The 23064-nt window shown below is 44.4% G+C and carries 24 protein-coding genes; 20 read left to right on the top strand and 4 right to left on the bottom strand.

Going from position 1 to position 23064, the window contains the following annotated elements:
* The first annotated feature begins 49 nt into the window (after window positions 1-49).
* From U5921_RS02790 to U5921_RS02770, 5 genes are all read left to right on the top strand, one after another.
* The gene (locus tag U5921_RS02790) at window positions 50-811 is read left to right on the top strand and encodes a GNAT family N-acetyltransferase (protein WP_324824959.1); all 762 of its coding nucleotides are present in this window, start codon (window positions 50-52) and stop codon (window positions 809-811) included.
* Between the two features lie 150 nt (window positions 812-961).
* A complete protein-coding gene (locus U5921_RS02785; RefSeq protein WP_324824958.1) occupies window positions 962-2296 on the top strand; it encodes a sigma-54 interaction domain-containing protein in 1335 nt (444 codons plus the stop codon).
* Between the two features lie 296 nt (window positions 2297-2592).
* Window positions 2593-3897 carry a citrate:proton symporter gene (locus U5921_RS02780; RefSeq protein ID WP_324824957.1) on the top strand — a complete coding sequence of 435 codons (1305 nt, stop codon included), beginning with the start codon at window positions 2593-2595 and terminating at the stop codon, window positions 3895-3897.
* A gap of 57 nt (window positions 3898-3954) precedes the next feature.
* Window positions 3955-5307, top strand: a complete 1353-nt coding sequence (locus U5921_RS02775) for an acyclic terpene utilization AtuA family protein (RefSeq protein WP_324824956.1) — start codon at window positions 3955-3957, stop codon at window positions 5305-5307.
* 3 nt (window positions 5308-5310) lie between these two features.
* Entirely contained in the window at window positions 5311-5610 is a 300-nt protein-coding gene (locus tag U5921_RS02770) for a hypothetical protein (RefSeq protein WP_324824955.1), read from the top strand.
* Window positions 5611-5697: 87 nt separating this feature from the next.
* Here U5921_RS02770 and U5921_RS02765 read toward each other — a convergent pair whose 3' ends face one another.
* On the bottom strand, window positions 5698-6399 hold the full coding sequence (locus U5921_RS02765; RefSeq protein WP_324824954.1) for a tRNA threonylcarbamoyladenosine dehydratase: 702 nt from the start codon (window positions 6397-6399) through the stop codon (window positions 5698-5700).
* A 291-nt stretch (window positions 6400-6690) separates the two neighbouring features.
* Between U5921_RS02765 and U5921_RS02760 the strand changes: the two genes are divergently transcribed.
* The 5 genes from U5921_RS02760 to U5921_RS02740 all read left to right on the top strand — a co-directional run bounded on the left by U5921_RS02760 (window position 6691) and on the right by U5921_RS02740 (window position 11528).
* Window positions 6691-7137, top strand: a complete 447-nt coding sequence (locus U5921_RS02760) for a DUF2975 domain-containing protein (protein ID WP_324824953.1) — start codon at window positions 6691-6693, stop codon at window positions 7135-7137.
* Between the two features lie 13 nt (window positions 7138-7150).
* The gene (locus U5921_RS02755) at window positions 7151-7357 is read left to right on the top strand and encodes a helix-turn-helix transcriptional regulator (RefSeq protein ID WP_324824952.1); all 207 of its coding nucleotides are present in this window, start codon (window positions 7151-7153) and stop codon (window positions 7355-7357) included.
* Between the two features lie 88 nt (window positions 7358-7445).
* Entirely contained in the window at window positions 7446-9032 is a 1587-nt protein-coding gene (locus U5921_RS02750) for a DUF4173 domain-containing protein (RefSeq protein WP_324824951.1), read from the top strand.
* A 323-nt stretch (window positions 9033-9355) separates the two neighbouring features.
* Complete coding sequence (rlmD, locus tag U5921_RS02745) at window positions 9356-10801, top strand: 23S rRNA (uracil(1939)-C(5))-methyltransferase RlmD (RefSeq protein ID WP_324824950.1); 1446 nt, start codon at window positions 9356-9358, stop codon at window positions 10799-10801.
* A gap of 400 nt (window positions 10802-11201) precedes the next feature.
* Complete coding sequence (locus tag U5921_RS02740; RefSeq protein WP_283673337.1) at window positions 11202-11528, top strand: hypothetical protein; 327 nt, start codon at window positions 11202-11204, stop codon at window positions 11526-11528.
* 90 nt (window positions 11529-11618) lie between these two features.
* On the opposite strand, the gene U5921_RS02735 is transcribed toward U5921_RS02740, so the two are convergent.
* Genes U5921_RS02735 through U5921_RS02725 form a run of 3 tightly spaced genes read right to left on the bottom strand, consistent with a single transcriptional unit; the run spans window position 11619 to window position 13990 of the window.
* Complete coding sequence (locus U5921_RS02735; RefSeq protein ID WP_283673336.1) at window positions 11619-12041, bottom strand: hypothetical protein; 423 nt, start codon at window positions 12039-12041, stop codon at window positions 11619-11621.
* Window positions 12038-13567 carry a DNA methylase gene (locus tag U5921_RS02730; RefSeq protein WP_283673335.1) on the bottom strand — a complete coding sequence of 510 codons (1530 nt, stop codon included), beginning with the start codon at window positions 13565-13567 and terminating at the stop codon, window positions 12038-12040. The genes U5921_RS02735 and U5921_RS02730 overlap by 4 nt, the downstream gene beginning before the upstream one ends.
* A gap of 42 nt (window positions 13568-13609) precedes the next feature.
* Entirely contained in the window at window positions 13610-13990 is a 381-nt protein-coding gene (locus U5921_RS02725) for a helix-turn-helix domain-containing protein (RefSeq protein WP_283673334.1), read from the bottom strand.
* Between the two features lie 547 nt (window positions 13991-14537).
* Between U5921_RS02725 and U5921_RS02720 the strand changes: the two genes are divergently transcribed.
* The 10 genes from U5921_RS02720 (at window position 14538) to U5921_RS02675 (ending at window position 22999) form a co-directional block, all read left to right on the top strand.
* A complete protein-coding gene (locus tag U5921_RS02720) occupies window positions 14538-15467 on the top strand; it encodes a DNA adenine methylase (protein WP_283673332.1) in 930 nt (309 codons plus the stop codon).
* A gap of 42 nt (window positions 15468-15509) precedes the next feature.
* Window positions 15510-15947, top strand: a complete 438-nt coding sequence (locus tag U5921_RS02715) for a hypothetical protein (protein ID WP_283673331.1) — start codon at window positions 15510-15512, stop codon at window positions 15945-15947.
* Window positions 15944-16228: an AbrB/MazE/SpoVT family DNA-binding domain-containing protein gene (locus U5921_RS02710; protein WP_283673330.1), complete on the top strand. Its 285-nt coding sequence runs from the start codon at window positions 15944-15946 to the stop codon at window positions 16226-16228. Before U5921_RS02715 ends, U5921_RS02710 begins: the two co-directional genes overlap by 4 nt.
* Window positions 16229-16231: 3 nt before the next feature.
* Window positions 16232-16819, top strand: a complete 588-nt coding sequence (locus tag U5921_RS02705) for a hypothetical protein (RefSeq protein WP_324824949.1) — start codon at window positions 16232-16234, stop codon at window positions 16817-16819.
* Between the two features lie 52 nt (window positions 16820-16871).
* Complete coding sequence (locus tag U5921_RS02700; protein WP_324824948.1) at window positions 16872-20915, top strand: S-layer homology domain-containing protein; 4044 nt, start codon at window positions 16872-16874, stop codon at window positions 20913-20915.
* A 29-nt stretch (window positions 20916-20944) separates the two neighbouring features.
* On the top strand, window positions 20945-21505 hold the full coding sequence (locus tag U5921_RS02695) for a YodL domain-containing protein (RefSeq protein WP_283673327.1): 561 nt from the start codon (window positions 20945-20947) through the stop codon (window positions 21503-21505).
* A gap of 61 nt (window positions 21506-21566) precedes the next feature.
* Window positions 21567-21902, top strand: a complete 336-nt coding sequence (locus tag U5921_RS02690) for a SpoVG family protein (RefSeq protein WP_283673326.1) — start codon at window positions 21567-21569, stop codon at window positions 21900-21902.
* On the top strand, window positions 21895-22290 hold the full coding sequence (locus tag U5921_RS02685; RefSeq protein WP_283673325.1) for a SpoVG family protein: 396 nt from the start codon (window positions 21895-21897) through the stop codon (window positions 22288-22290). Before U5921_RS02690 ends, U5921_RS02685 begins: the two co-directional genes overlap by 8 nt.
* A 63-nt stretch (window positions 22291-22353) precedes the next feature.
* Complete coding sequence (locus tag U5921_RS02680) at window positions 22354-22584, top strand: DUF6133 family protein (protein ID WP_024345959.1); 231 nt, start codon at window positions 22354-22356, stop codon at window positions 22582-22584.
* The gene (locus U5921_RS02675) at window positions 22574-22999 is read left to right on the top strand and encodes an A24 family peptidase (protein ID WP_324824947.1); all 426 of its coding nucleotides are present in this window, start codon (window positions 22574-22576) and stop codon (window positions 22997-22999) included. Before U5921_RS02680 ends, U5921_RS02675 begins: the two co-directional genes overlap by 11 nt.
* Window positions 23000-23064: the final 65 nt, after the last annotated feature.

Raw genomic sequence — 23064 nt, 5'->3', positions numbered from 1 at the left:
AGGCAAAAAAATAAATAATAAAATATTTTTTAGAATAGGAGACTATTAAATGAATCATAGATATATTAATTTAACAGAAGAAAACCTTGAAAACGAGCATGTTTGCTGTGCGATTTCGGATAAAAAGCATCAATGTGGTGTCTCTGTAAAAAAACAATGGTTGAGGGAACGCTTTGACGAAGGACATGTTTTTAGAAAGCTCGATGCAAAGGGAAAAGTCTTCATTGAATATGCGCCACTTGAAACCGCATGGGTTCCGGTTGAGGGGAAGAATTATATCTACATTTACTGCTTATGGGTTTCCGGAAGTTTCAAAGGGCAGGGATGCGGACAGGAGCTTTTAGAGTATTGCATAGAGGATGCAAAGAAGCAAGGAAAATCCGGGGTATGTATCATCAGTTCGAAAAAGAAAAAACCATACCTTTCTGACAAAAAATTTATGCAAAAATATGGCTTTCAGGTGGCTGATACGATAGGAGATATGTATGAACTCTTAGCATTGTCATTTGAAGGGACGAAGCCAAATTTTACAGAAAGCGCAAAGGCACAAGCAATTAAAAGTAAAAGGCTTACTATTTATTATAGCAAACAATGCCCTTTCATTTTAAATTGCATCGAGCAGGTTACAGCATATTGCAAAAAGAATGAGATCCCTCTTGACATGATTGAGGTAGATACACTTGAGAAAGCAAAGCATGTTCCCAGTGTATTCAATAATTGGGCTATTTTTTATAGAGGGAAATTTGAAAGTGTCCAACTGATGAACGAAGGCAGCTTAAAAAAACTGCTTCATAGCTTAGAAGAAAATTAAGTAAAATGCATACAGCGTGAAAGAATCCTCAGGTACGGATTGAAGCAAATATGGGATCAAGAATAAAGAAATTTCTAAGAAATGGATAAGTAATTGAACCCGAGGTGGCAGAATGTTATTATTATAACAAAGAGAGGGAGGGGCGGCTGTATGATAAAATTTGAGACCATATTAAATGCTATGGATGAAGGCGTTCTTATCGTCAATCAAGAAAACAAAATTGTGTATTTTAATCGTGCTTACGGCGATTTTATCGGCCATACTTTAGAAGAAGTAAAGGGCTCGGTTTTGACAAAAATTCGTCCGGGAGCAAGAATGCCTCAGGTTTTAAGAAAAGGAAAGCCGATGGAAGTCGTCTTTCGGGAGGAAAAGGGGGAGGAATATTTTGCAAACATTTATCCGATCTTTGAGGATGGAACTCTGAGAGGCGGAGTTTCAACGGTTACTTTCTTAAGAAATGCACAATTTATTATGGATACGTTAAAAGAGCTTGAAAAAAAGCAATCGGATTTGAAAGAAAGAATGAGACATACAAATGGGACAAGATATGAGTTTCAGGATATCATTTGTCAAAGTGCGGCTTCTTTAAAATGCATAGAAGATGCTAAGAAAATTGCAAAGTCGGATATTTCTGTGCTCATTGATGGAGAAAGCGGCTGCGGCAAAGAGTTATATGCGCAGGCAATTCATAATGAAAGTCTGAGACAAGAATATCCTTTTGTAGCGATTAATTGTGCAGCTCTTAACGGAAACATACTGGAGAGTGAGCTTTTTGGATATGAGGGCGGTGCCTTTACCGGAGCAAATAAGAACGGAAAACCGGGTATTTTTGAAATTGCAGAAAAAGGAACCATTTTTTTAGATGAAGTTTCTGAATTGGATTATAATCTTCAGGCAAAACTACTTCGGGTTATTCAGGAAAGGAAAATAAGACGCGTAGGAGGAACTTCCGAAATCGGGATTGATGTGAGACTCATATGTGCCTGTAATGTTGATTTGATAAAATATATAGAAGAGAAAAAGTTCAGAAAGGATTTGTATTATCGGATTTCCACGTTTCCTCTGCACCTCCCCCCTCTCAGAGAGCGCAGGGAAGATATTATTCCCCTTGTGGAAAAGCATCTTGGGGTACTTGGAATTCAACAGAAGAGAAACCTTTCCATCAGTGCAGAGGCAAAAGGAATTCTCTATAAATATAACTGGCCGGGGAATGTAAGAGAGTTAAACAATGTGTTGGAATACAGCGCAGTAGTCTGCCACGACAATGAAATCGGAGTTTCAAGTCTGCCTCCTTCCGTACTAGAGGACTTAAATCAAAGTGATTACTATTTTAAGCCGCTGGCAGAGGCAGTACGGCTGTTTGAAAAGGAGCAGATAAAAAAAGCAGTTGAATTTTACGGAGAATCGGTAGAAGATAAAAAAAATGTCGCTGAGAAGCTTGGAATCTCACTGGCGACTCTTTATAATAAATTAAACGATCAATAAGAAACAGGACAATTTCTAAGAAATTAGAAATTGTCCTGTTTCTTTCTAATTCTTTAGAAACGCATAATTCTCATTGTTTGGGGTATTATTTTATAACGAATCGAATTATACTTTCTAATATTTTAGAAAGATATTGATAATTTTTTAATTAGCAGAGAGGGTAAATGGTAACATTTCAATGAATATACAGTTGGCATGCAAATTGCTATATATTATGGTACAAAGGTGAAAGCCCCAAAGGCCAAGGGGTTTCACTTGTAAATCGTATTACTTAGTAAAGAAAAGGAGAATGGTTTATGTCATTAGCGCTTATTGGATTTTTAACAATTGTCATAATGCTTACCTTGATTATGACGAAAAAGCTGCAGACACTTCTTGCACTTATCATTGTACCTATTATAGGCTGCCTGGTCGCGGGTCAGGGTTCCCAATTGGGGACTTTTATCACAGACGGGCTGAAAAATATTGCTCCTACCGGTGTAATGTTTATTTTTGCTATTCTGTTTTTTGGCGTCCTGTCAGATGCAGGCACATTTGATCCGATTGTGAAGGGGATTTTAAAAGTAGTGGGAAAAGACCCGGTTAAAATCTGTATCGGCACTTTCCTGCTTGCAGCGATTGTTCATTTAGATGGTTCGGGAGCAGTTACGTTTTTAATTGCGATTCCGGCATTGCTGCCTTTGTATCAGAAATTGGGGATGCGTGCAACGACACTTGCAACATTGGTTGCGCTTGGTGCAGGTATTATGAACATGCTCCCGTGGGGTGGCCCTACGTTAAGAGCGATAACCGCATTAAAATCTGATATTAATGGTATTTTTAATCCGATGCTCATTCCAATGATTTGCGGATTTATTACAATACTAATCATCGCGGTATTCTTAGGAAGAGCGGAGAAGAAAAGACTGGGAGATACGTTGAACGACATTCATTTGGATGAGTCGGAGAGTGAAGAAACTCCAGAACAGGCAGAGTTAAAAAGGCCAAAGCTGTTTATCGTCAATCTTATTTTAATTATTGCTGCGGTTGCCGTTATGCTGAAATCAATCCTGCCGCCTGCCGCTGTATTTATGATTGGAACTGCATTGGTATTACTGATAAATTATCCGGATATTAAAATGCAGAAAGAAAGAGTGGATTCTCACGCAAAGGCTGCGCTGATGATGGCATCGATGTTATTTGCGGCCGGTTCCTTTATTGGAATCATGCAGGGTTCTGGCATGCTTACTGCTTTGGCAGAAGCCATTGTGACCTTTATACCGACATCTTTAGGTGGGTTTATACCAGTTTTGGTTGGTATATTAGGTGTTCCTTTGAGCTTGGTATTCGATCCGGATTCCTATTACTATGGAGTGCTTCCGGTATTATCTCAGGCTGTAGAGATGATGGGAGGAGACCCACTATCCATTGCAAGAGCATCCATCGCAGGCCAGATGACTTTAGGATTCCCGATCAGCCCGCTGACCGGAGCGACTTTCCTTCTTACCGGTCTTACAGGACTCGATTTGGCGGAACATCAGAGAAAAACGTTGCCATTAGCCTGGGGTGTATCTATAGTAGTCGTAATTGTTGCAGCAGTAACTGGTGCAATTGCTTTTTAATAAATGTAGCTGGCGTGAGTATATTTTACCAGCAGTGAATGAGGAGATGGTATAGAAATGAAGAAGATTAGAATCGGGAGCGGAGCCGGATATGCCGGTGACCGTATTGAACCGGCAGTTGAATTGATGGAAAAAGGAAATTTGGATTACATCATGTTTGAGTGTCTTGCGGAACGAACGATTGCAATCGGACAGCAGGACAAAATGAAAGATCCGAAAAAAGGCTACAATCAGCTGCTGGAAGCAAGAATGAGAAAAATTCTTCCCTTAGCGAAAAAAAATGGAATCAAAGTAATCACAAATATGGGTTCAGCGAACCCTCTTGCGGCTGCAGAAGTAACCGTTGCATTGGCGAAGGAACTAGGGGTAAGCGGATTGAAAATAGCAGCAGTAACCGGTGATGATATTTTTGATGACATAAAAAAGTACTATGACAATCATGTATTGGAGTTAGATTGTTCTTTAGGAGAGATTCAAGAATCGATCTTATCCACAAATGTATACTGTGGAGCCGATGGAATTATCGAAGCACTCAAAAATGAAGCGGATATTATTATTACAGGAAGAGTGTCAGATCCCGCACTTGCGATTGGACCATTGGTGCATGAATTCGGATGGAATCTGGAAAAGAATCCGGAACAAATGGGGCAGGCCGTGTTGGTAGGGCATCTGCTGGAGTGCGGAGGCCAGGTCACCGGAGGATATTATGCAGACCCGGGATATAAGGATGTTCCGAATTTGGAACGTTTGGGATTTCCGTTGATAGAAATTGATGAAACAGGTGAAATTATCGTGACTAAGGTAGAAGGCTCCGGTGGAATCGTGAGCACGGATACCTGTAAGGAACAGATGATTTATGAAATTCATAATCCGCAAAAGTATATGACACCGGATGTAATCGCTGATTTTTCTCATGTTACGTTTACACAAGTAGGAAAAGACAGAGTAAAAGCGATGCATGCTACTTCCCATGGAAAGCCGGAAACATTGAAAGTAAGTGTTGGATATAAGGATTGCTTTATCGGAGAAGGAGAAATCAGCTACGGCGGATCGAATTGTATGAATCGAGCGAAGCTGGCTGCGGAAATTGTTGAAAAACGGCTTCAGTTGATAGGCGTTGAGATGGAAGAATACAGAACCGATTTTATTGGCTATAACTCCTTATATAAAAGCGAGATTTCAGATCAATTTGCTCCCGATCATTTTTCGGAAATCAGAGTTAGATGCTCGGGCAGGACAAAAGACAGACACAATGCGGAATTGATTGCCAATGAAGTGGAAGCACTTTATACTAACGGACCGGCAGGAGGAGCAGGGGCAACTAAGAAAGTTTCCGAAGTCGTTTCAATCTGTTCCATTTTCGTTCCAAGGGAAATTGTGGACATAAAAGTTTCATATCAGGAGGTGTAAAAAATGAAATTAAAAGATATAGCACATTCTCGAACCGGAGATAAAGGAGATATTTCAAACATTTCGCTGATCCCGTATGATGAAAAAGATTATGCGATGTTAAAAGAGAAAATTACACCGGAAAGAGTAAAGAAGTATTTTGGTGAGATTTGTAAGGGAGAAGTTGTACGATACGATATAGACAGCATTTGTGCCATGAATTTTGTTCTGGATAAAACCTTAGGGGGAGGAGTTACCAGATCTTTGGCACAGGATAAACATGGGAAAGCTCTTTGCATGGCTCTCATGGAGATGGAAATTTAACCGTTTTATAATAGAAAGCCGCTGCATCCTTGTTGATTGGATGCAGCGGCTTTTTTTATCAGATAGAAAAAGTCGTTTGACACAACTTTATTTTATTAAGTCTTTTACGACTTCACTTGCAAGGATCAATCCGGCTGTGGACGGAACGTAAGCAATGCTTCCGGGAATTTGACGTTTTCCGGTTTCTTCGGATACCGCTGGTTTTAATGCTTCCTCTTTGGAATACACAACCTTCACATCTTTAATTTTCCGTTTTCGTAATTCCGAACGAATGACCTTTGCGAGGGGACAGACAGAAGTTTTAGCAATATCTGTAACTTCAAATCGTGTCGGGTCCAGTTTGTTTCCTGCTCCCATAGAGCAGATGATGGGTATGTCTGCATTTTTTGCACATTCAATTAAAAGCAGTTTAGAAGCTACGGTATCAATCGCATCTACGATATAGGAATAATGAGACAAATCAAATTCGTCTGCGTTATCCGCAGTAAAAAAGACGGAATGTATCTTTACATCCGCTTTTGGATTAATCTCTAAAATCCGCTCTTTCATCACCTCAACCTTTAGTCTTCCCAGTGTTTTGTGGGTTGCAATAATCTGTCGGTTTATATTTGTAAGCGATACGGTATCGTTGTCAAATAAAGTGAAATGACCGATTCCACTTCTTGCCAGACTTTCTGCGACATAACCTCCGACTCCTCCGACCCCAAAGATAGCGACAGAAGCGTGGCTGAGCCGGTCGATGGCTTCTTCTCCAATCAAAAGTGCGGTTCTTGAAAACTCATGTAACATAAAATTCTCCCAATCTATTTATCATATAAGATATTGTATCAAATAATAAAAAGGATCGCAATAAATTAATGAAAAACAGTATATTTTTATTGAAAAACGATAAATATATATTGACAATTGATATATTTTTTTTTATGATAGGTAGGAAAGGATATTTATGGTATAAATGGATGAGAGAATCATTAACGATCTCTACGAGATGGATACAAAAAAACTTTAAATGAAAATTTTGATTTGTCGTTTGATCCTTTCTAAAAAATCAAGATGAAAGAATAGGGGAGAAGAAATTATATGTGGAATGCAGTGAAATCAGTAAACCTTTCCTCAATTTGCACAAAGGTGGTTATGGCGCTTATTGTCTTGTTTGGTGTGGGAGCGCCTCGCCTCATCAAGCTGTACATGGCTTATACTGCGAAGAATCCGGACTTGATTGTACCACTTTTAATGACAGTGTATGCGTGTTGTGTACCGTCTTTGACCGCACTTTACTGCTTAAATCGTCTTTTAGACAACATAAAGAGAGATTACGTTTTTATTGATAAAAATGTGCAGTATCTCCGAGCGATTTCTTGGTGTTGTTTTGCTGTGGCGGGGATATTATTCCTGTCAGGCTACTATTATCTCTTATTTTTAATAGTTGCTGCTGCGGCGGTTTTCTTTGGATTGATTTTAAGGGTGGTGAAGAATGTAATTGAACAGGCAGTTAAATTAAAACGAGAAAATGAATTGACAATTTGAAGGGAGGAACAATATGGCAATCATCGTGAACTTAGATGTTGTGATGGCAAGAAGAAAAATGTCTGCCGGAGAGCTTTCTGAACGTATTGGCATTACTCCTGCAAATTTGTCTATTTTAAAAAACAATAAGGCAAAGGCGATCCGTTTTTCTACTTTAGAGGAAATTTGCAAAGCTTTGGAATGTCAACCGGGAGATATTTTGGAATACGTGAAGGATTAACTTCTTAGATGAACTACATGAAAAAGGGGATAAAAGGTAATTGATAAAATAGGTTAGCGTTTGAGAGATTAGAGTATAGGGGGAAAAGATGGACGAAATATTGAAAGTAAAGGAAGAGGTTCGGGTGCTTACAGAAGTAAAACCTAAAAAATTTGAAGGAAAAGACATAGGATTTGCATTATTTATGCCAGTGATCGGGTTCTTATACTGGCACTGGATTGGATTTTCCGATTTGGGATTAAGTGTGACTTGTTTTGTTCTGTTATTCTGTTTGAGCGTGGGATTATATATGTACAAAAGTGGATTTCCTCAGACGAAGCAGAGCATTCCATACTTGATATTGACACTCATTAGCGCATTGCCGTTTTTCTTATTTGATAATCTATTTTTAAAGCTGTTGAACGTATTATTTGTCACGATCCTTGCGGTGTACTGGGTTTGTGTGACAACAAAGCGAAGATTGGAAGGCCGGTTATCTGTGTACATTCTTTGGGATTTAATAACACAGTTCTTCTTTATACCGTTTTCCAACTTTACGTGCCAATTTGCAGGATTGAAGCAGATGGGAAAAAAGAGTCAAAGGGGAAGGAATCTTTTTATGGCAGCCTTAGGCCTTCTCTTTTTTACGCCGATTCTGATTTGGGTTATGCAGCTTTTGATGAATGCGGATGCAGTTTTCGAGGCGATGATCGGGAAATTATCGTTTACGTTTTTTAATCATTTTTTAAACTATTTAGTTCAGTTTTTACTTGGGATACCGGTAAGCTGTTATTTATATGGTTTGCTTTATGGAGATGCGACTGGCAGATCTCTAGAAGAATACTCTACGGAATCGGTTAAAGAATCGATCTTATTGTTTCAATTTGCACCAAGTGCTGCTATTTTTACGGCATTAACGGCTTTAAATGCAATTTATCTTTTATTCTTCTTTTCGCAAGGTACATATCTTTTATCGGCATTTGACAATATATTACCGCAATCGATGACTTATGCAGAATATGCACGCAGAGGTTTTTTTGAGTTGTGCACCGTTTCTGGAATTAATCTAATGACTATTGCTGTTGCATATTTAATTATGAAGCGAAGCACTTCGGATGAAGCAGTAAAGGGAGAAGAAACTAAAAAAGATAAAGAAAATAGAAGCGGGCTGGGCTTGAAAATTGAGATATCCATACTTTCTGTTTTTACTTTACTGCTGATTTTAACGGCGATCAGTAAAATGGGTATGTACATTCATTATTATGGATTGACCTTACTTCGGGTGTATACAACGTGGTTTATGATTTTACTATTTGCTTTTTTCTGTATCATTTTACTGCGACAATTTATTCGATTTGAAGCAGGAAAAGCCATGGTCATTTCTTTCATCGTGTGCTTTCTCATTCTTTCATTTGGGAATGTAGATGGACAGATTGCGAAATACAATATTGAACGGTATCAGCAGGGAACATTGGAACGCTTAGATATAGCGAGCTTTTACCGCTTATCTTCTGCCACCGCGCCGTATTTAAGTGATTTATATTTAAAGGAAGAAGACACCAGGGTAAAATGGCAGATCCGAAAGATACTGATGAACCAGCCTTGGGATAGTCAGAAGGGATATAAATTGACTTTGCAAAATTATAATTATCAACTTGAACAAGCTCGAAAGGAGTTTGAAAAGCTGGGGATTTAGAGAAATACGAATTGTTATTAGGCGAAAGCTTTGTGTTATGATAGGCTGTCAGCATCAAAACTGACAGCCTATCATGATTGCGGGGCAATAGGAATTGTGATGAGAGAAAGCAGAAGACAGTGTATGCAGGTTATGGTATACTAAACTGGTAGCAAAACAGAAACAATACATTGACGATTAACGATGGTGTAAAATACAGGCCGTGAATTTCAACCTTTGTGAGTATTGATTTGTTTTTATATTATGTAGATAAAACGCAGAAGATCGTATGGGGAATAACCGTTATTTCCATTTTTTTATGAGTGTTTGAAAGGAAGATAAAATTGAATTTAGGTGAAGAATATAAAGTACAAATCATTGATATGGGAACAGAGGGTGCAGGCATCGGAAGAGTAGAGGGCATGACTGTTTTTGTCGAAGGCGCCATTACGGGCGACTATGCGGAGGTAGAAATTACACAGGTGAAAAAGAGCTTTGCGAAGGGACGAGTCTTGGAGCTGATTCAGGAATCACCACATCGTATTTCACCGGAATGTTCTTATGCAAAGGAATGTGGAGGCTGTTTATTTCAAAGTATGGATTATGAGGGACAGCTGGAGTTGAAGCAAAAATGGGTCTCAGACCGTTTGCAGAGAATCGGCGGGATTACTGATATAGTGGTAAAACCAACTTTAGGAATGAAAGAACCTTACCGTTACCGAAATAAAGCACAGTTTCCGATTCAGGCAGGGCGCCTAATAAAAAATCATGAAGGTAAACTGAGAAATAACAAACCATGCAGCATTGGTTTTTATAAGCCAAGGACACATGATGTCGTTCATTGCGAACATTGTATGATCCAGGCGGAACCTGCGGAGGTCCTTGCAGGTGCAGTAAAAAAATTTGTAGAAGAGCAAGGAATTAGTGTTTATGATTCCCAAAATGGAATGGGGATATTACGCCATTTAATCGTGAAGTCAGGATTTTCTACAGGGGAAGTTATGGCGATTGTGGTTGTGAACGGGACACATCTGAAGAAGGCAGAACGCCTTGTTGAACTGATGGATGATGCGGTGAATTCTCTGCCCATGGATGAATTGGGGCAGCAGCGCTGGTCTTTGGAAAGCGTTGTTTTAAATATAAATAAGCACAAAGGAAGCCAGATTTTAGGCAAGGAATGTATCACGCTTGCCGGAAAACCAACGATTACAGATCGAGTGGGTAATTTGTCTTTTGAAATTTCACCGCAGTCCTTTTATCAGGTAAACCCAGTTCAGATGAAGGTGTTATATGATAAAGTGGTTGAATTTGCGGATTTGACCGGAAAAGAAACCGTTCTTGACTTGTATTGCGGAGTCGGAACAATCGGTCTGTATTGTGCATCCAAAGCAAAACGAGTCATCGGAATTGAGAGTGAAAAATCCGCTGTGCTTGATGCGAATCGGAATGCAGTGATTAATGGAATTGTAAATGCCGAATATATTTACGGTAAAAGTGAGGAAGTTTTACCGAAACGCTTAAGAGATGTAAAGGCGGATGTCGTAATTTTAGATCCACCACGCTCTGGATGTGATGCTGCGCTTTTGGATGCTGTGCTCAAACTGAACCCGGAACGTATCGTATATGTATCCTGCGATCCAGCTACACTTGCGCGAGACATCAAAACACTCGGTGAAGGTGGGTATGCGGTGAAGGAAGTGCAGCCTGTCGATATGTTCCCTTGGACCGGACATGTTGAAGCAGTGATAATGATGACGTATTGTGGTTCGGACAAGAAAAATAGGAGTTAGACCACAATATATTGTGGTTTTTGGCTCGAAAATGACCGGTTTCAGAGCTCAAAAAATGCGATTTTTGACCCCGTTTTTTTGCCCCTTCCACAGATGACATAGATGATTTTAAGAAAATTCGATAGTTTTGGGTTAAGAGAAGGTAGCTAAAAAAACCGGGATAATATTCTTCGTAAGGGTGTCATACGACCATAATAAGATGATGAAATTACAAGACGGTTCAGAGCTTACACAACTATGAAATGAAATTTTATATTGATTTGCAGAAGTGAATATATTATCAGTTGAAAATTAAGAGGCTAAGGTTCAGGTCAACTTTAATGACCTGCAGACTTAGCCTCTTTTTTGTTCCCATTTTTTATGACACAGAAACTATAAAATGTAGGAGGTCAAATTCATCATGAGCAAAATTTTTTCTATCATTGGTCTGGAAACCAATACAGGAATTCGCGATGCTGGAATTATGAGCGGTATTCCGGAGGTAGATGACATACAACGGTCCAATCTATACACGGAGCTTCTTGAGGACTGTGGTGCATCCGAGTACATCGCCGTGATCGTAAAATCTTTTCGTTATGGGCACGGTCCTCCCAAACCTGCTGGTGCGGAGGATTTAAGTTGGATTGCTCTGCATCGTGAAATGATTGAAACTGGTGAAGTGGTAGAGCTGCAAACCTCTCGCCTCGCCATTCTCTATCCCGATCAAGGGATGCAACTCAATATGTAGCACCCATCAGTATGAATTGAAACAGAAGGGTGCTTTTTTTATTTCAGAGAAAGAGTGCAAGTCGTTGATTAGACTATCAGGTAGAGGATATTAAAGATATGCCTGAAAAAGCTCACCTTCGATTTCGATGATCGCTTCAATCGGTATCTTTGTCCCATCCATCATGAGAAGAACTCTCTCGTATTCATCTATTTTCTTTATTGTACCGATTGCATTGATATATGCGCCGCCGCCTTTTTTCGCATCGGCTTGGAAGTAAGTGATCTCGACCTTCGGATGGTTAAAAAGTTCATTCGACAGAATACGTAGCTTCATTTCCAAAGCAGCCTTGGAGTCCTCATCCAGCTCTACCTGTTCATCCGTCAGCCGAGCAGTTTCTTTGACTGCTGCTTCATAACCAGTCAGAGCGGCAAAGGGAGAAAACTGTGCTGCGCGGTCGAGGGCAAGCATATGGGGACGGGTCGCAGAAACATGATGAGGTAAATTGATAATATCGTCATAAGAATTCTTCATGCCTTATGCCCTCCAATCTGGTTATTTCGGTCTATGGTCGTTGCACCTTCCTCCAGGTTGGTGCCTTTCAGGATTGCATTCTTTCCAAACTTTTTTTTGATCGCCAGCATCGCACTCTGCATTTTCTTTTCCCGTTGGAGCTCGGTTTCTTCTTCGGCTTGCCTTTCACGGACTGCTTCATAGTCCGTAAATAAATCAAGCTGCTCAAAGGCATCGGGTTTTGGCATTGACGCTTCATCAATCACATGGTTGGCAGTGATGTTGATTCTTCTGATCAGAAGTTTTTTGTCAACGATGCGGTCAAACAGTTCCATAACAGCCTTCATGATCAGTTTTGTCGAGGAGGTGTGTTTACCAAGATTGCCTGTGCCATGGGCGTGCTTTGGTATGACGCGACCATAATGATCTGTGGTTACCTCGCCATGATAGGACTTCCTCAAATCCGGGTCCTGAAGGTTTTGAATGTCATAACCTATTGTTAAAACCAGCTGGTCGGTCACAAGCCCTTTGTCAACCAGATCCAGTACCAGCAGCTCGGTCATTTCACGAACAATCAGTTTTGCCTTGTCAAAGGAATAAGGACAATGCAGTACCTGACCAGATCCAATGCTGTTTGTGCTGGGCTTATATGCCTTGACGTCGGCAATGGTGCATGGCTCCCACCCCCAGGCATGATCGATCAGCAATTCCGCATTGATGCCGAACAGTTTATATAACAAGGCTTCATTGTAGTAATCAGTAGATTTACCAATGGAACATCGTGCAACATCGCCCATTGTATAGAGTCCATGTTCCTCAAGTTTTTTTGCATAGCCTCTCCCCACACGCCAGAAGTCAGTAAGAGGACGATGCGTCCATAGGGAGCGGCGGTAAGCCATCTCATCCAGTTCCGCAATCCGAACACCGTTTTTATCTGCCTGGATATGCTTTGCCCCAATGTCCATTGCAATTTTACAGAGGTAGAGGTTTGTCCCAATACCAGCGGTTGCTGTGATGCCAGTGGTGTCCAGGACATCAAGAATGATCTTCATGGCAAGCTCATGCGCTGTGAGCTGATAGGTATTTAAATATGCTGTAACGTCCATGAACACCTCATCGATGGAGTAAACATGGATGTCCTCGGGTGCAATGTACTTAAGATAAACATTGTAAATGCTTGTGCTATATTCCATATACAGAGCCATACGTGGAGGCGCAACGATATAATCAAGGGAGAGAGTAGGTGATGCTTTCAGTTCGGCATCATGATAAGATGCGCCAGTAAAACTGCGGCCAGATACTTTCTGTTGTCTTCGAGCATTGGCTTCCTTTACTTTTTGTACGACCTCAAACAGCCTGGCTCTTCCCGGAATGCCATATGCTTTCAGAGAAGGAGAAACCGCAAGGCAAATTGTCTTTTCTGTCCGGCTGGCATCAGCGACCACAAGGTTTGTGGTCATTGGATTAAGATTGCGTTCAATACACTCTACGGAGGCATAGAACGACTTCAGGTCGATAGCAATATAGGTTCTATTTTCTGACTTCATCGTTCATTACCTCCTTTTAGTGTTTATCTGCGCCGATTAAAATTAACCTGTTTTCATTGCTCTCGATTCCCTGTAAACATCCTGCAATGCCTTCATAACTGTATGTTTATCCTGCTCAGACAAAGTATCGCCAGCAAATAAACTGGCTAATCCGTCAATGATCTCCTGCGCTTGCTTCATGCCCCGGCTTCCATACTGCTCAGTGGCAACGACAGTAAGCTCCTGATCTTCGGACAGCAGGTAGTTAACATCCACTCCGAAAAAGCCGGCAATCTTTTTATAGGCATCTCTGGAGCGGGGAAACGAGATCCCGGTTTCATATCGTGTGATCATGCGGCGGTTAATTTGCAGACCGTCTGCTGTTTCCTGTTGTGTTAAGCCAAGCCTGCTTCTTTCCTGCTTGAATTTATCCCCGAAGGTCATCCTGATGATCACTCCTTATACAATAAGAACACTGAACTGCTACAGCTTTCATTGAGCAGTTCAACTGCTCGTATTGTACGCAATATTTCGCTTTTTGTAAAGCGGTAACATTTGCATAGGATGTATGAACCTATGTTATCGTTAATGATTTCGCTGCGAGAACCCAAAGGTGCAGTGGAACACATCTCAATATGTAGCGCCTTTTTAGTTTCACCTGAAACTGAGAGGGGCTTTTTCTTTTTTCCGAATCAACTATCATTAACAGAATAAGAAAACATGAGGCATCGTCTTTGGAAAAAGGCGGCGCCTTTTTTGTTTTCAACGAAAGGAGCATAAATCATGAATCAAAAAGCAAATCCATTAGAAAAGCCGGGTGCGGGAGCAACCAGTCCACCAAAACGTTATGGCGTTCCACTGCCAGCCGAGCGTTCCCGGTGCGAGGGCTGTCCTTATCCCCGTGTCGGTTTCATTTGCTGGAGTCCGGATGGAACATGTATGAAAACGGATGTTGATGCCATCAACCGCCGCAGTAAAGGCAGGTGAAAAAATGAACAGCATCATCAGCTGGGTGGGTGGAAAAAAAGCATTGCGGGAGCTAATCTATCAGCGGATGCCCAAAGAGTTCGGGCGGTATATTGAGGTTTTCGGCGGCGGTGGATGGGTGCTGTTTGGTCGGCCGGTTGATACCGCCATGGAGGTGTACAACGATTTTAACTACGACCTCACGAACATGTTCCGGTGTGCTAAGGAGCAAACCCTTGCACTGATTCAGGAACTGAATTTCCTGCCGCTGAATGGGCGAGATGAGTTTGGTGTGCTTCGCAGATATTTGGAGAAGCAGGAATTCACTAGTGAGTATCTCGCAAAGGAGTTAGAACTTGCCGAGCGATATATCTCCCCACTTGAGTACGAAGACATCCGGCAGATTCTTACAGAAAAGGCAGTCATGAATGATGTCAAGCGTGCCGCCGCCTTCTATAAACTCATTCGATACAGTTACGGAAGCGGATGCACCAGCTTCGGCTGTCAGCCCTTTGATATCCGGAAAGCCTTTCACCTGCTCTGGCAGGCAAATGTTCGTTTAAAGGATACGGTCATAGAGAACAAGGACTTTGAAGACCTCATCCGACAGTACGACAGAGAAAATGCTTTCATTTATTGCGATCCTCCCTACTATCAGACAGAAGGACATTACGCTGTTGAATTCAGAAAGGAGGATCATTACCGTTTGCGGGATACGCTGACAGCCTGCAAGGGTAAGTTTCTGGTCAGCTACAATGACTGCGAATTCATTCGGGAGCTGTATAAAGACTTTCAGATTGAATCGGTCAGCCGTCTTAATAATCTGGCACAGCGCTATGACAATGGCAGTGAGTACGCCGAGGTGCTGATTTCCAACTATGATACCGGCGAAAGGTTGCTGGATATGCCATCACAGCTCAATCTTTTTGACGCCGGTTTTTTCTTTGACCAATAACCCAACTCCCGCAAGGGATATTTATGAAGGAGGAAACATCCTATGAAAATTATGAAAACAAAAGCGGTCGTCGATACCCATGGACTTCTGACGCTTCCTGCTATTCCCGCAGGACTGATGCCCGGTGAACAGGTCGATGTCATTCTTGCATCCCAGGCGGAGGAATCAGCACCTTTGCTTTTACTTACCCAATCCGGCATCGAGGTTGCCGTACCATTGTGTGCTTTGTCGGATGCACCGGAGGATGAGGATGAATCAGATGACGAGAACAGTTTGAATCTACCAGCAGAGCTGCTGGAGGATGCAGGGATTTCCACCGACAGTGATCTGGAAATCATCTGTGGGGACGGTGCCATTGTCATTTTTGCCTCAGATATTTTGAATCAGCTGCCAGAGGATCTGACCGGGCTTTTTCAAGAGCTTGGTATTCACCCCGATACCGTTCGGGAGGTTATGAGAAAGGAGGGTTACTTTGTATGAACGCTAAAAACACATACCGCATTATCGACAGTAAGGGCAGAGTACTGATTCCCAAGGACATGCGCTCTGCATCCGGATTGGACTACGGCGATATCGTGAAGCTGAATGTCCGTCAGGGTGCAGTCAGCATTCAGAAGGTGGCGCTTATCGAGGTAGGCGACCAGTCGCCTGAAGCGGTGGAAGCCTATGTTCGTGCTGCCATTAAGCGTATGCCGGATGAAACTCAGCTTAGCCTCATCACCGATTTAACGGAGCTGCTCAAGCAAAGGAAGGAGAATTAATTCGTGGAAGATAAAAAGCTTTTCACTTCGCAAGACTGCCGGCAGACAGGATATGATCTCTCACTGGAGGGAAAGGTGGTTGTACTGAGCGCAGCCGCACTGCCTGAATCCCATCGCAGTGCAGATCATCAGCTGTATTTCTGTACCGGTGGCTTTGGCAGCAAGCAAAATCCCAGTGGACGTGCAGTCTTTGCCGTATCTCTGGCAGATGGCGAACAGATACGCTGGAACCGCAGTGACATTCTCGGCATTGCGAAGCCTGAAATTCTTACGGATCATGCCAGACTCCAGCTGTCACAGATTCGTCCGGCAGGAGCGCTGGACTTGAAAAATCATGAGCCTCAGTACAGCGGTTATTGCTTTCTGCCGGATGACCGCTATACCTCCGGTGTGTGGCTTTGCAGCCCCAAGGAGGTGCAGGACTACATCGACCTGCAGAAGGAATATCAGCATCGAATCATGGTCTGCGACCGGGATGATTTCTGCGTTTTTGATATGGTGGATGGTAAACTCATCTATCCAACGCAGGAGATACTGGATGCACATCGCAAAGAACAGGAACAAAATAGCGGCATGGAGCTGAAGCTGTAACGCGTTGCAGACTTTGGCTCCTTTTATAAAAAATTGAAAGGAAGGTATTCTCATGGCAGAAAAGAAAAAGAGAAGGGTTGGCATAATCGTCATCCTCATTCTCCTCCTGCTGCTGATCGGCGGCGGGATTTTTGTTTTTATGGAACAGCGTCCCGATTTGTTTATCCCGGAGGATGAGATCCTAACCCGTGGTGAATTCGCTACTATTATGGTGCGGGATATCCCGCTGGACACAAAGGACGTGGAGAAAGACCCGGCCAGTTTCCCTGATATTGACGGACATTGGTCGGAAAAGTACATTGAGGCGCTGATTGATGCAGGCATCATTGATCCTGCGGACTATCCGGATGGCTTCCATCCCGATGATTCGATCACCCGTGCCGAAATCATCAAGATGCTGGTGCGTATCAGCGGAAAGAATGAGGAAGCGAAAAACACCCAGGGACACAGCGGCTATGACGATGACAAGGACATCAAGGATGGCGACAAGGGCTATATCATCATCGGAAAAGAGGATGGTATTACCGGAGAAAATTCTGACGGAAAATTGAAGCCGAATGATCCGGTTACCAAGGGTGAGGCCAAGGATCTGATTGATAAAACGAAACCTCTTCCAACACCTACCCCCACACCGGAAATACCCAAGCCAACACCCGCACCTAATGCGCCTGATCCTGTGAAGCCAACACCGACACCCGGCGGAAATTCGGATGACGATGATGATTCAGGAAGCTCCGGCGGCGGCTCCGGTGGTAGTTCAGGGGGAGGTTCCTATTCCTACCCGGATGCGCAGGTGCGTTTTGAACTTCCCGAAACTACACATACCGATACTGAAATCAAGATTATGCCGGTATGGAAATATATGCAGAGCTTTACATGGACGTTGAGTAAAACTGCCGTGGACGGCTCAGAACAGCCGGCAGAACTGACAGATGCCGGCACGCTCAGTCTGGAGGGCGGTATACTCCAGTTTAAGGAGCCGGGTAAATATACCCTGACCGCAACAGCGAAAAACGTCAGAGGAAAGGAAACCGTGCTATCCAAAACGGTGACGGTCTACCCGGTGGTTGACCTGACCTTCGCCCTGCCGGAAACCACTCACACAGACAAATCGGTTACGCTGTCGTATTCACCGGAAGCGCTCTATGGGCATGACATTGTGTGGACAGCAGAAAAAGACGGTGAAACAACAGCTCTTACCGATATGCTGGATGGTGCGCTTGGAAATGAGGGCGGCACCTTTGTGTTCAAGAGTTCCGGACAACAGACACTTACAGCATCCCTGACCGATGAAACTGGCCGCAGCTTTACCCATACGGAAAGTACAACAGTCTATCCCGTTGCAGAGATTACCTTTGGACTTCCTGAAGCAGCCCATACCGATACGGAGCTGGACATCTCTACCACACTGCTAAATGCAGATGATATGCCTGTGGTGTGGAGCCTTATGAAGAATGGAGAAACGGCTGAAATCGCAGAGGAACTGGAAGGCTCCCTGACCGATGAAGGCGGCAAAGTTCGTTTTAAGGACAAAGGCGTGTACCGTCTTACCGGAACGCTGACGGATGAAACTGGCAGAACCTTTGAAGCATCACAGGCTGTTACCATCTACCCGGTGGGCGCTGTTGGCTTCTATCTGCCGGAGATTTCCCATACAGACAAAAGTGTTCAGGTGCAGGCATCATTCCAACATCTTGGGACTGCTGAAATTCAGTGGTCATTGACCCGAAACGGTGAAGCGCTCACGCTCTCGGACTATGTGGAAGGAACTCTGACCGGTACCGAAAGCATCGTGCGCTTTAAGGAAAAGGGCGAATATGTGCTGAAGGCCGCCTTTACAGACCCTGCTGGCAGAAGCTACAGCTATACTGCACCTATTAAGGTCTATCCGGTACCGGGTATCACCTACAAGTTGCCGGAAACTGCCCATACGGATACCCCCGTATCCATTATTCCAGAAATCTTGGAATTGGGGGATCTAAAGGTGGAGTGGCTGTTGGAGAACAGCTTCGGATTCCAGGATCTTGCAACTTATCTAGACGGCACGCTTACAAACGGCGGCGGCACTATCCGGTTCAAGCATGCAGGAATCTATGAGCTTATTGCCCGGATTACCGACGAAACCGGTCGTGTGTTCCTGTATGAGGATGGCGGGAAAATTGAAGTCCTGCCGGTGCTGACGCTTTCTTTCGAGCTGCCGGACGCCACCCATACCGACCGCACCATTGATCTGCGTACCCGCGGCAATAACAATACACTGCCGGTAGAATGGGTGCTCACAAAAGATGGGGAACCGGTGGAACTTACCAATGCATTGGAAGGCAGTCTGAATGCTTACGGCGGGAAAATCCGCTTTCAGGATGTCGGAACCTACACCCTGACTGCTTCCATGACGGATGCGCTTGACCGTGTATTCTCGTACAAAGCAGCTACAACAGTCTACCCGGTACCATCTGTTACGCTGAATGTGCCGCAGGTATGGTATGCAGGAGAAGCTGGAGCGGTTAGCATTACCGGTACAGATCTGGATAACCTCGCTGCTTACTGGACAATCAGCAAGGACGCAGGCGAAGCCAAGCCTTATGCTGCTTATGCTTCCGGTACGTTGACAGAAGAAGGCGGCTCCCTCATTTTTCCTGCAAAGGGAACCTATGAGCTGACCCTGACCATGACGGACCCTGCCGGCCGTACCTACGAAAGAAAATGGAGCTTCACTGTCTATCCTATCCCAACTATGAACATCAGCGTTCCGGCATTGACCTACAGCGGGGATTCCATGGCAGTTACCGCTTCGGGTTCCGAGCTGGCGGAAATGGACATGGCATGGCTCCTTTCTGTCGATGGCGGAGCCGCCAGACCTTATACTGAGTATGCAACAGGTGCTCTGACCAAGAATGGTGGAAATCTGCATATCTCTACCAACAAAACGATCTCCGTTAAGTTGATTGCAGAAGCAACAGATACAAACGGCCGCAAGTTTACGTTTGTTTCAAATGCAGGAACAATTAAGCCTGTTGCCAGCTTCCCGTTTACCATTCCGTCCTCTGTTCATATCGGCGCTGGTTTTAATGTATCCCTGCCGGCAGCCACCGGACTGGATGGCAGAAATCTTGTGTGGGCGCTGACTAAGGGCGGCAGTCCGGCAGCTTACACCGGAAGTCTCACCAATAGTGGCGGCAATATCACCATCAGTGCCACAGGCAGCTATGTTCTGACTGCCAGTACCACAGACAGCACGGGGCGCGCCTTTAGTTACTCTCAAAATGTCACCATTACCAACAATGCACCGAACAAACCTACCGGAAGTGCTTCCGTTACCCGCACGGCTCAAAATGCCAAGCTGCGGGTGAATCTTACTGCATCGGCTACCGACCCGGATGGGGATACTGTCACACTGGAATACTCCGGCAACACCGCCGACGGCTATTATGCCGTGGGAACTCACACCGTGAAGGTCCGTGCCAAGGATGTATGGGGGTTATATTCTGACTGGACGAATATCACCTTCACTGTAAGCAATTCTGCACCCAGTACTCCGGTGATTACCCGCACACCGAATGGAAACAGCATAGCCCCGGGCGTGTCCATCACCATTACTGCTTCCAGCAGTGATCCGGATGGAGATGCCATCACCTATATTTGGGAAGGGCGTCCCGCACAAACAAGTACAGCTTATCCGCTTGGCAAGAACGTGGTTCGCGTGAAAGCTGTGGACTCCACCGGCGCCGAATCGCCCTGGGCCGCAATTGTTTTCTTTGTAGCCGACCCGAATCGCGGTGGTGGTATGACTTTGACAGGTCCGGAATCAGTTATTCTGGAGCAGGGTATCTCCGGTGCGACCATTACCAATTACACCTTCACAGTGCCGCCAGTTTCCGGGCATTCCGGCAGCGACTACGGACGTGTCCGCGGATATAATACCTTGACCAGACAGTGGGATCAGCTCGACTACGGAACTACCACTAACGGCATCACCTTCAGCCGTTCCCTTTCGCCCGGCATCTACAGTCAGTTGGAGTTTTACTATTACACAAATCACGACTGCATGTATAACAAGTCCAACATCACCTACAGTGTGGAGTTTTACTTCCAATAATCAGCCTCACCTGGAAAGGAGGGCTTTTCATGAGTAACATTCAGATTAAAAATAACCTCATTCTGTACTACGGAAACACGGCAGGCTATCTCTCCGGGGAAAATGCTGTGGTTGATCCTATGTTCCAAACCGACGAACTGAAATCCTATCTCACAGAAAAAAAGGGACTGGAAGTGGAATGGAGCCCTGGCACCTTCGAGCGTCTGGCGGCGGGAACCCTTGATCCGGAGGGCAACGCTGCACTGCTAAGGCGCTGCCGTGTGTGGCAGATTGCACCTGAAACGGATGTGATGATGAAATTCATCAGCTATGACGACTTTACAAGACGCTTCGGAGAACCGGACCCCGCCAGCTATCAAGTGGTGTACGACGGCGAGGTGGACACCAATGATCTGGAAGCACTCTATACCAAATTTAATGTCGACCACCCACCCGGCTATGAAGGGCACAGTCTGTCTATGTCAGATGTGCTGGAGCTGTATGATAAAAGCGGCAGCACCTTTCATTACTGTGATACCTTTGGTTTCAAGGAAATCTCATTTCAAGCGCCGGAGCAGGAACAAATTGAAGGGCCGCAAATGAATCTGTAGCCATAAACCACACAGCCATAGGGCTGTTTTTTTATTGCCTGAAAATGAAGGAGGAAAACACATGAACCAGCAATTAACATCCATCAGAATCGATGCCCGTATCAATACGATTCACTTGAATGGCAGAGTAAGAGCCTTTGCATCCATTACGCTGGCAGACTGCTTTGTTGTCCGGGGCGTGAAGGTCATCGAAACACCCACCGGTCTGTTTGCCGCTATGCCCAGCCGCAGAAGTACCTCCGGCGAGTACCGGGACACCTGCTTTCCTATCGTAAAAGAGCTTCGGGAGCAGATCAACGAAGTGGTACTGGAAGCATACCGACAGGCACTCTTGCAGGCCGGGGAGCAGACACTGCAAGTAGAAGAATCTGAAGAAGGAGGATTCCCCCATGAGTAAAACACAAACTGCACCGAAAGCCGTACCAACCGCCGCTGAACAGCCGCTCCCTATGAAGATCGATGTAAAAATCGGCTCCATTCGTCCGGATGGAAATGTCAGAGCGTATGCATCGGTCAACCTAAACGACTGCTTTGCTATCCGCAACGTTAAAATCGTGGACAGCACCAAGGGGCTGTTTATTGCCATGCCCAGCTATAAGGCGGGCAATGGCGAGTACAAGGATATCTGCTTCCCGGTCACCAAGGAGTTCCGCGAGCAGCTGAATCAAGCGGTTGTTGATGCCTACCAGCAGGCACTGACACAGAGTCAGACCCAGGGCAGACAGCTGATGGAACAGGCTTCCCAGCCGGAACAGCAGCCCGGTATGCAGATGGCAGGGCTGTAGTTTTGCCATGTCACCCATACACCAATATTAAAAACCAAATCAAATAAAATGGAGGTCATCTCAATGAAAAAATTCGTATCCAAGGTAAGCAATAAGCTCACCACAAAGGCGCTGGAAGCACAGGCTTTGCTCCGCAGAAAGGACGGGGAAAATTTCGTCGACACGGCAATTAAGATCCTTATGGCTGTTGTCATTGGGGCTCTGGTGCTGGCCGGACTGTATGCCCTGTTCGGGGAGACCGTCTTACCTACATTAAAACAGCGTATCGTTGATATGTTCAATTATGGTGGCTGATCCGTGGCTCCTGCTGCAGGGCGGCTTTTTTATTGTCCTGCTGACTGCGGTATCCGCTTGGGATATCCGCAAACGGATCGTCCCCGACCTGCTGTGCCTATGCATCGTCCTGACCGCTCTGCTTGATTTTACGCCGGAAAAACTGCTTGGACTGATTCCCAGCCTCGTCCTGCTCAGTGCCGCCCTGTTCTGGGGCGGCATGGGCGGCGGGGATATCAAGCTCATGGCGGCTTCCGGTCTGGTGCTGGGCTTTTACAACGGAATGACAGCGTTAGTGGCAGGACTTATCCTGCTTCTTCTGTTTCATAAGCTGTGTTTTATCATCCAAAAACTGCGGGGGAGGACTGTGCCAAGGGCATACCCCCTCGCGCCTTTTCTATCCATTGGCTGTCTTGCAGCCTATTTTTTATTTTGAAGGAGGACTATCCCATGAAAAAAACATTAGTTACTGTCGCTTGTGTTGCCGTTCCGGTTGCTGCA

Origin of the sequence: Sinanaerobacter sp. ZZT-01 (genome assembly GCF_035621135.1) — a bacterium.
In the GTDB taxonomy this organism is placed as follows: Bacteria; Bacillota; Clostridia; order Peptostreptococcales; family Anaerovoracaceae; genus IOR16.
The sequence above is the reverse complement of the archived record's forward strand: the minus strand, read 5'-3'. Positions and strand labels throughout refer to the sequence as shown.

Coding starts and splice junctions, on each gene's coding strand:
- U5921_RS02690 (WP_283673326.1), top strand. CDS start 21,567: ATGAACCAGCAATTAACATCCATCAGAATCGATGCCCGTATCAATACG.
- U5921_RS02675 (WP_324824947.1), top strand. CDS start 22,574: ATGGTGGCTGATCCGTGGCTCCTGCTGCAGGGCGGCTTTTTTATTGTC.
- U5921_RS02720 (WP_283673332.1), top strand. CDS start 14,538: ATGAACAGCATCATCAGCTGGGTGGGTGGAAAAAAAGCATTGCGGGAG.
- U5921_RS02765 (WP_324824954.1), bottom strand. CDS start 6,399: ATGTTACATGAGTTTTCAAGAACCGCACTTTTGATTGGAGAAGAAGCC.
- U5921_RS02775 (WP_324824956.1), top strand. CDS start 3,955: ATGAAGAAGATTAGAATCGGGAGCGGAGCCGGATATGCCGGTGACCGT.
- U5921_RS02760 (WP_324824953.1), top strand. CDS start 6,691: ATGTGGAATGCAGTGAAATCAGTAAACCTTTCCTCAATTTGCACAAAG.
- U5921_RS02685 (WP_283673325.1), top strand. CDS start 21,895: ATGAGTAAAACACAAACTGCACCGAAAGCCGTACCAACCGCCGCTGAA.
- U5921_RS02740 (WP_283673337.1), top strand. CDS start 11,202: ATGAGCAAAATTTTTTCTATCATTGGTCTGGAAACCAATACAGGAATT.
- U5921_RS02735 (WP_283673336.1), bottom strand. CDS start 12,041: ATGAAGAATTCTTATGACGATATTATCAATTTACCTCATCATGTTTCT.
- U5921_RS02755 (WP_324824952.1), top strand. CDS start 7,151: ATGGCAATCATCGTGAACTTAGATGTTGTGATGGCAAGAAGAAAAATG.
- U5921_RS02695 (WP_283673327.1), top strand. CDS start 20,945: ATGAGTAACATTCAGATTAAAAATAACCTCATTCTGTACTACGGAAAC.
- U5921_RS02680 (WP_024345959.1), top strand. CDS start 22,354: ATGAAAAAATTCGTATCCAAGGTAAGCAATAAGCTCACCACAAAGGCG.
- U5921_RS02710 (WP_283673330.1), top strand. CDS start 15,944: ATGAACGCTAAAAACACATACCGCATTATCGACAGTAAGGGCAGAGTA.
- U5921_RS02785 (WP_324824958.1), top strand. CDS start 962: ATGATAAAATTTGAGACCATATTAAATGCTATGGATGAAGGCGTTCTT.
- U5921_RS02730 (WP_283673335.1), bottom strand. CDS start 13,567: ATGAAGTCAGAAAATAGAACCTATATTGCTATCGACCTGAAGTCGTTC.
- U5921_RS02725 (WP_283673334.1), bottom strand. CDS start 13,990: ATGACCTTCGGGGATAAATTCAAGCAGGAAAGAAGCAGGCTTGGCTTA.
- U5921_RS02770 (WP_324824955.1), top strand. CDS start 5,311: ATGAAATTAAAAGATATAGCACATTCTCGAACCGGAGATAAAGGAGAT.
- U5921_RS02715 (WP_283673331.1), top strand. CDS start 15,510: ATGAAAATTATGAAAACAAAAGCGGTCGTCGATACCCATGGACTTCTG.
- U5921_RS02700 (WP_324824948.1), top strand. CDS start 16,872: ATGGCAGAAAAGAAAAAGAGAAGGGTTGGCATAATCGTCATCCTCATT.
- U5921_RS02750 (WP_324824951.1), top strand. CDS start 7,446: ATGGACGAAATATTGAAAGTAAAGGAAGAGGTTCGGGTGCTTACAGAA.
- U5921_RS02780 (WP_324824957.1), top strand. CDS start 2,593: ATGTCATTAGCGCTTATTGGATTTTTAACAATTGTCATAATGCTTACC.
- U5921_RS02790 (WP_324824959.1), top strand. CDS start 50: ATGAATCATAGATATATTAATTTAACAGAAGAAAACCTTGAAAACGAG.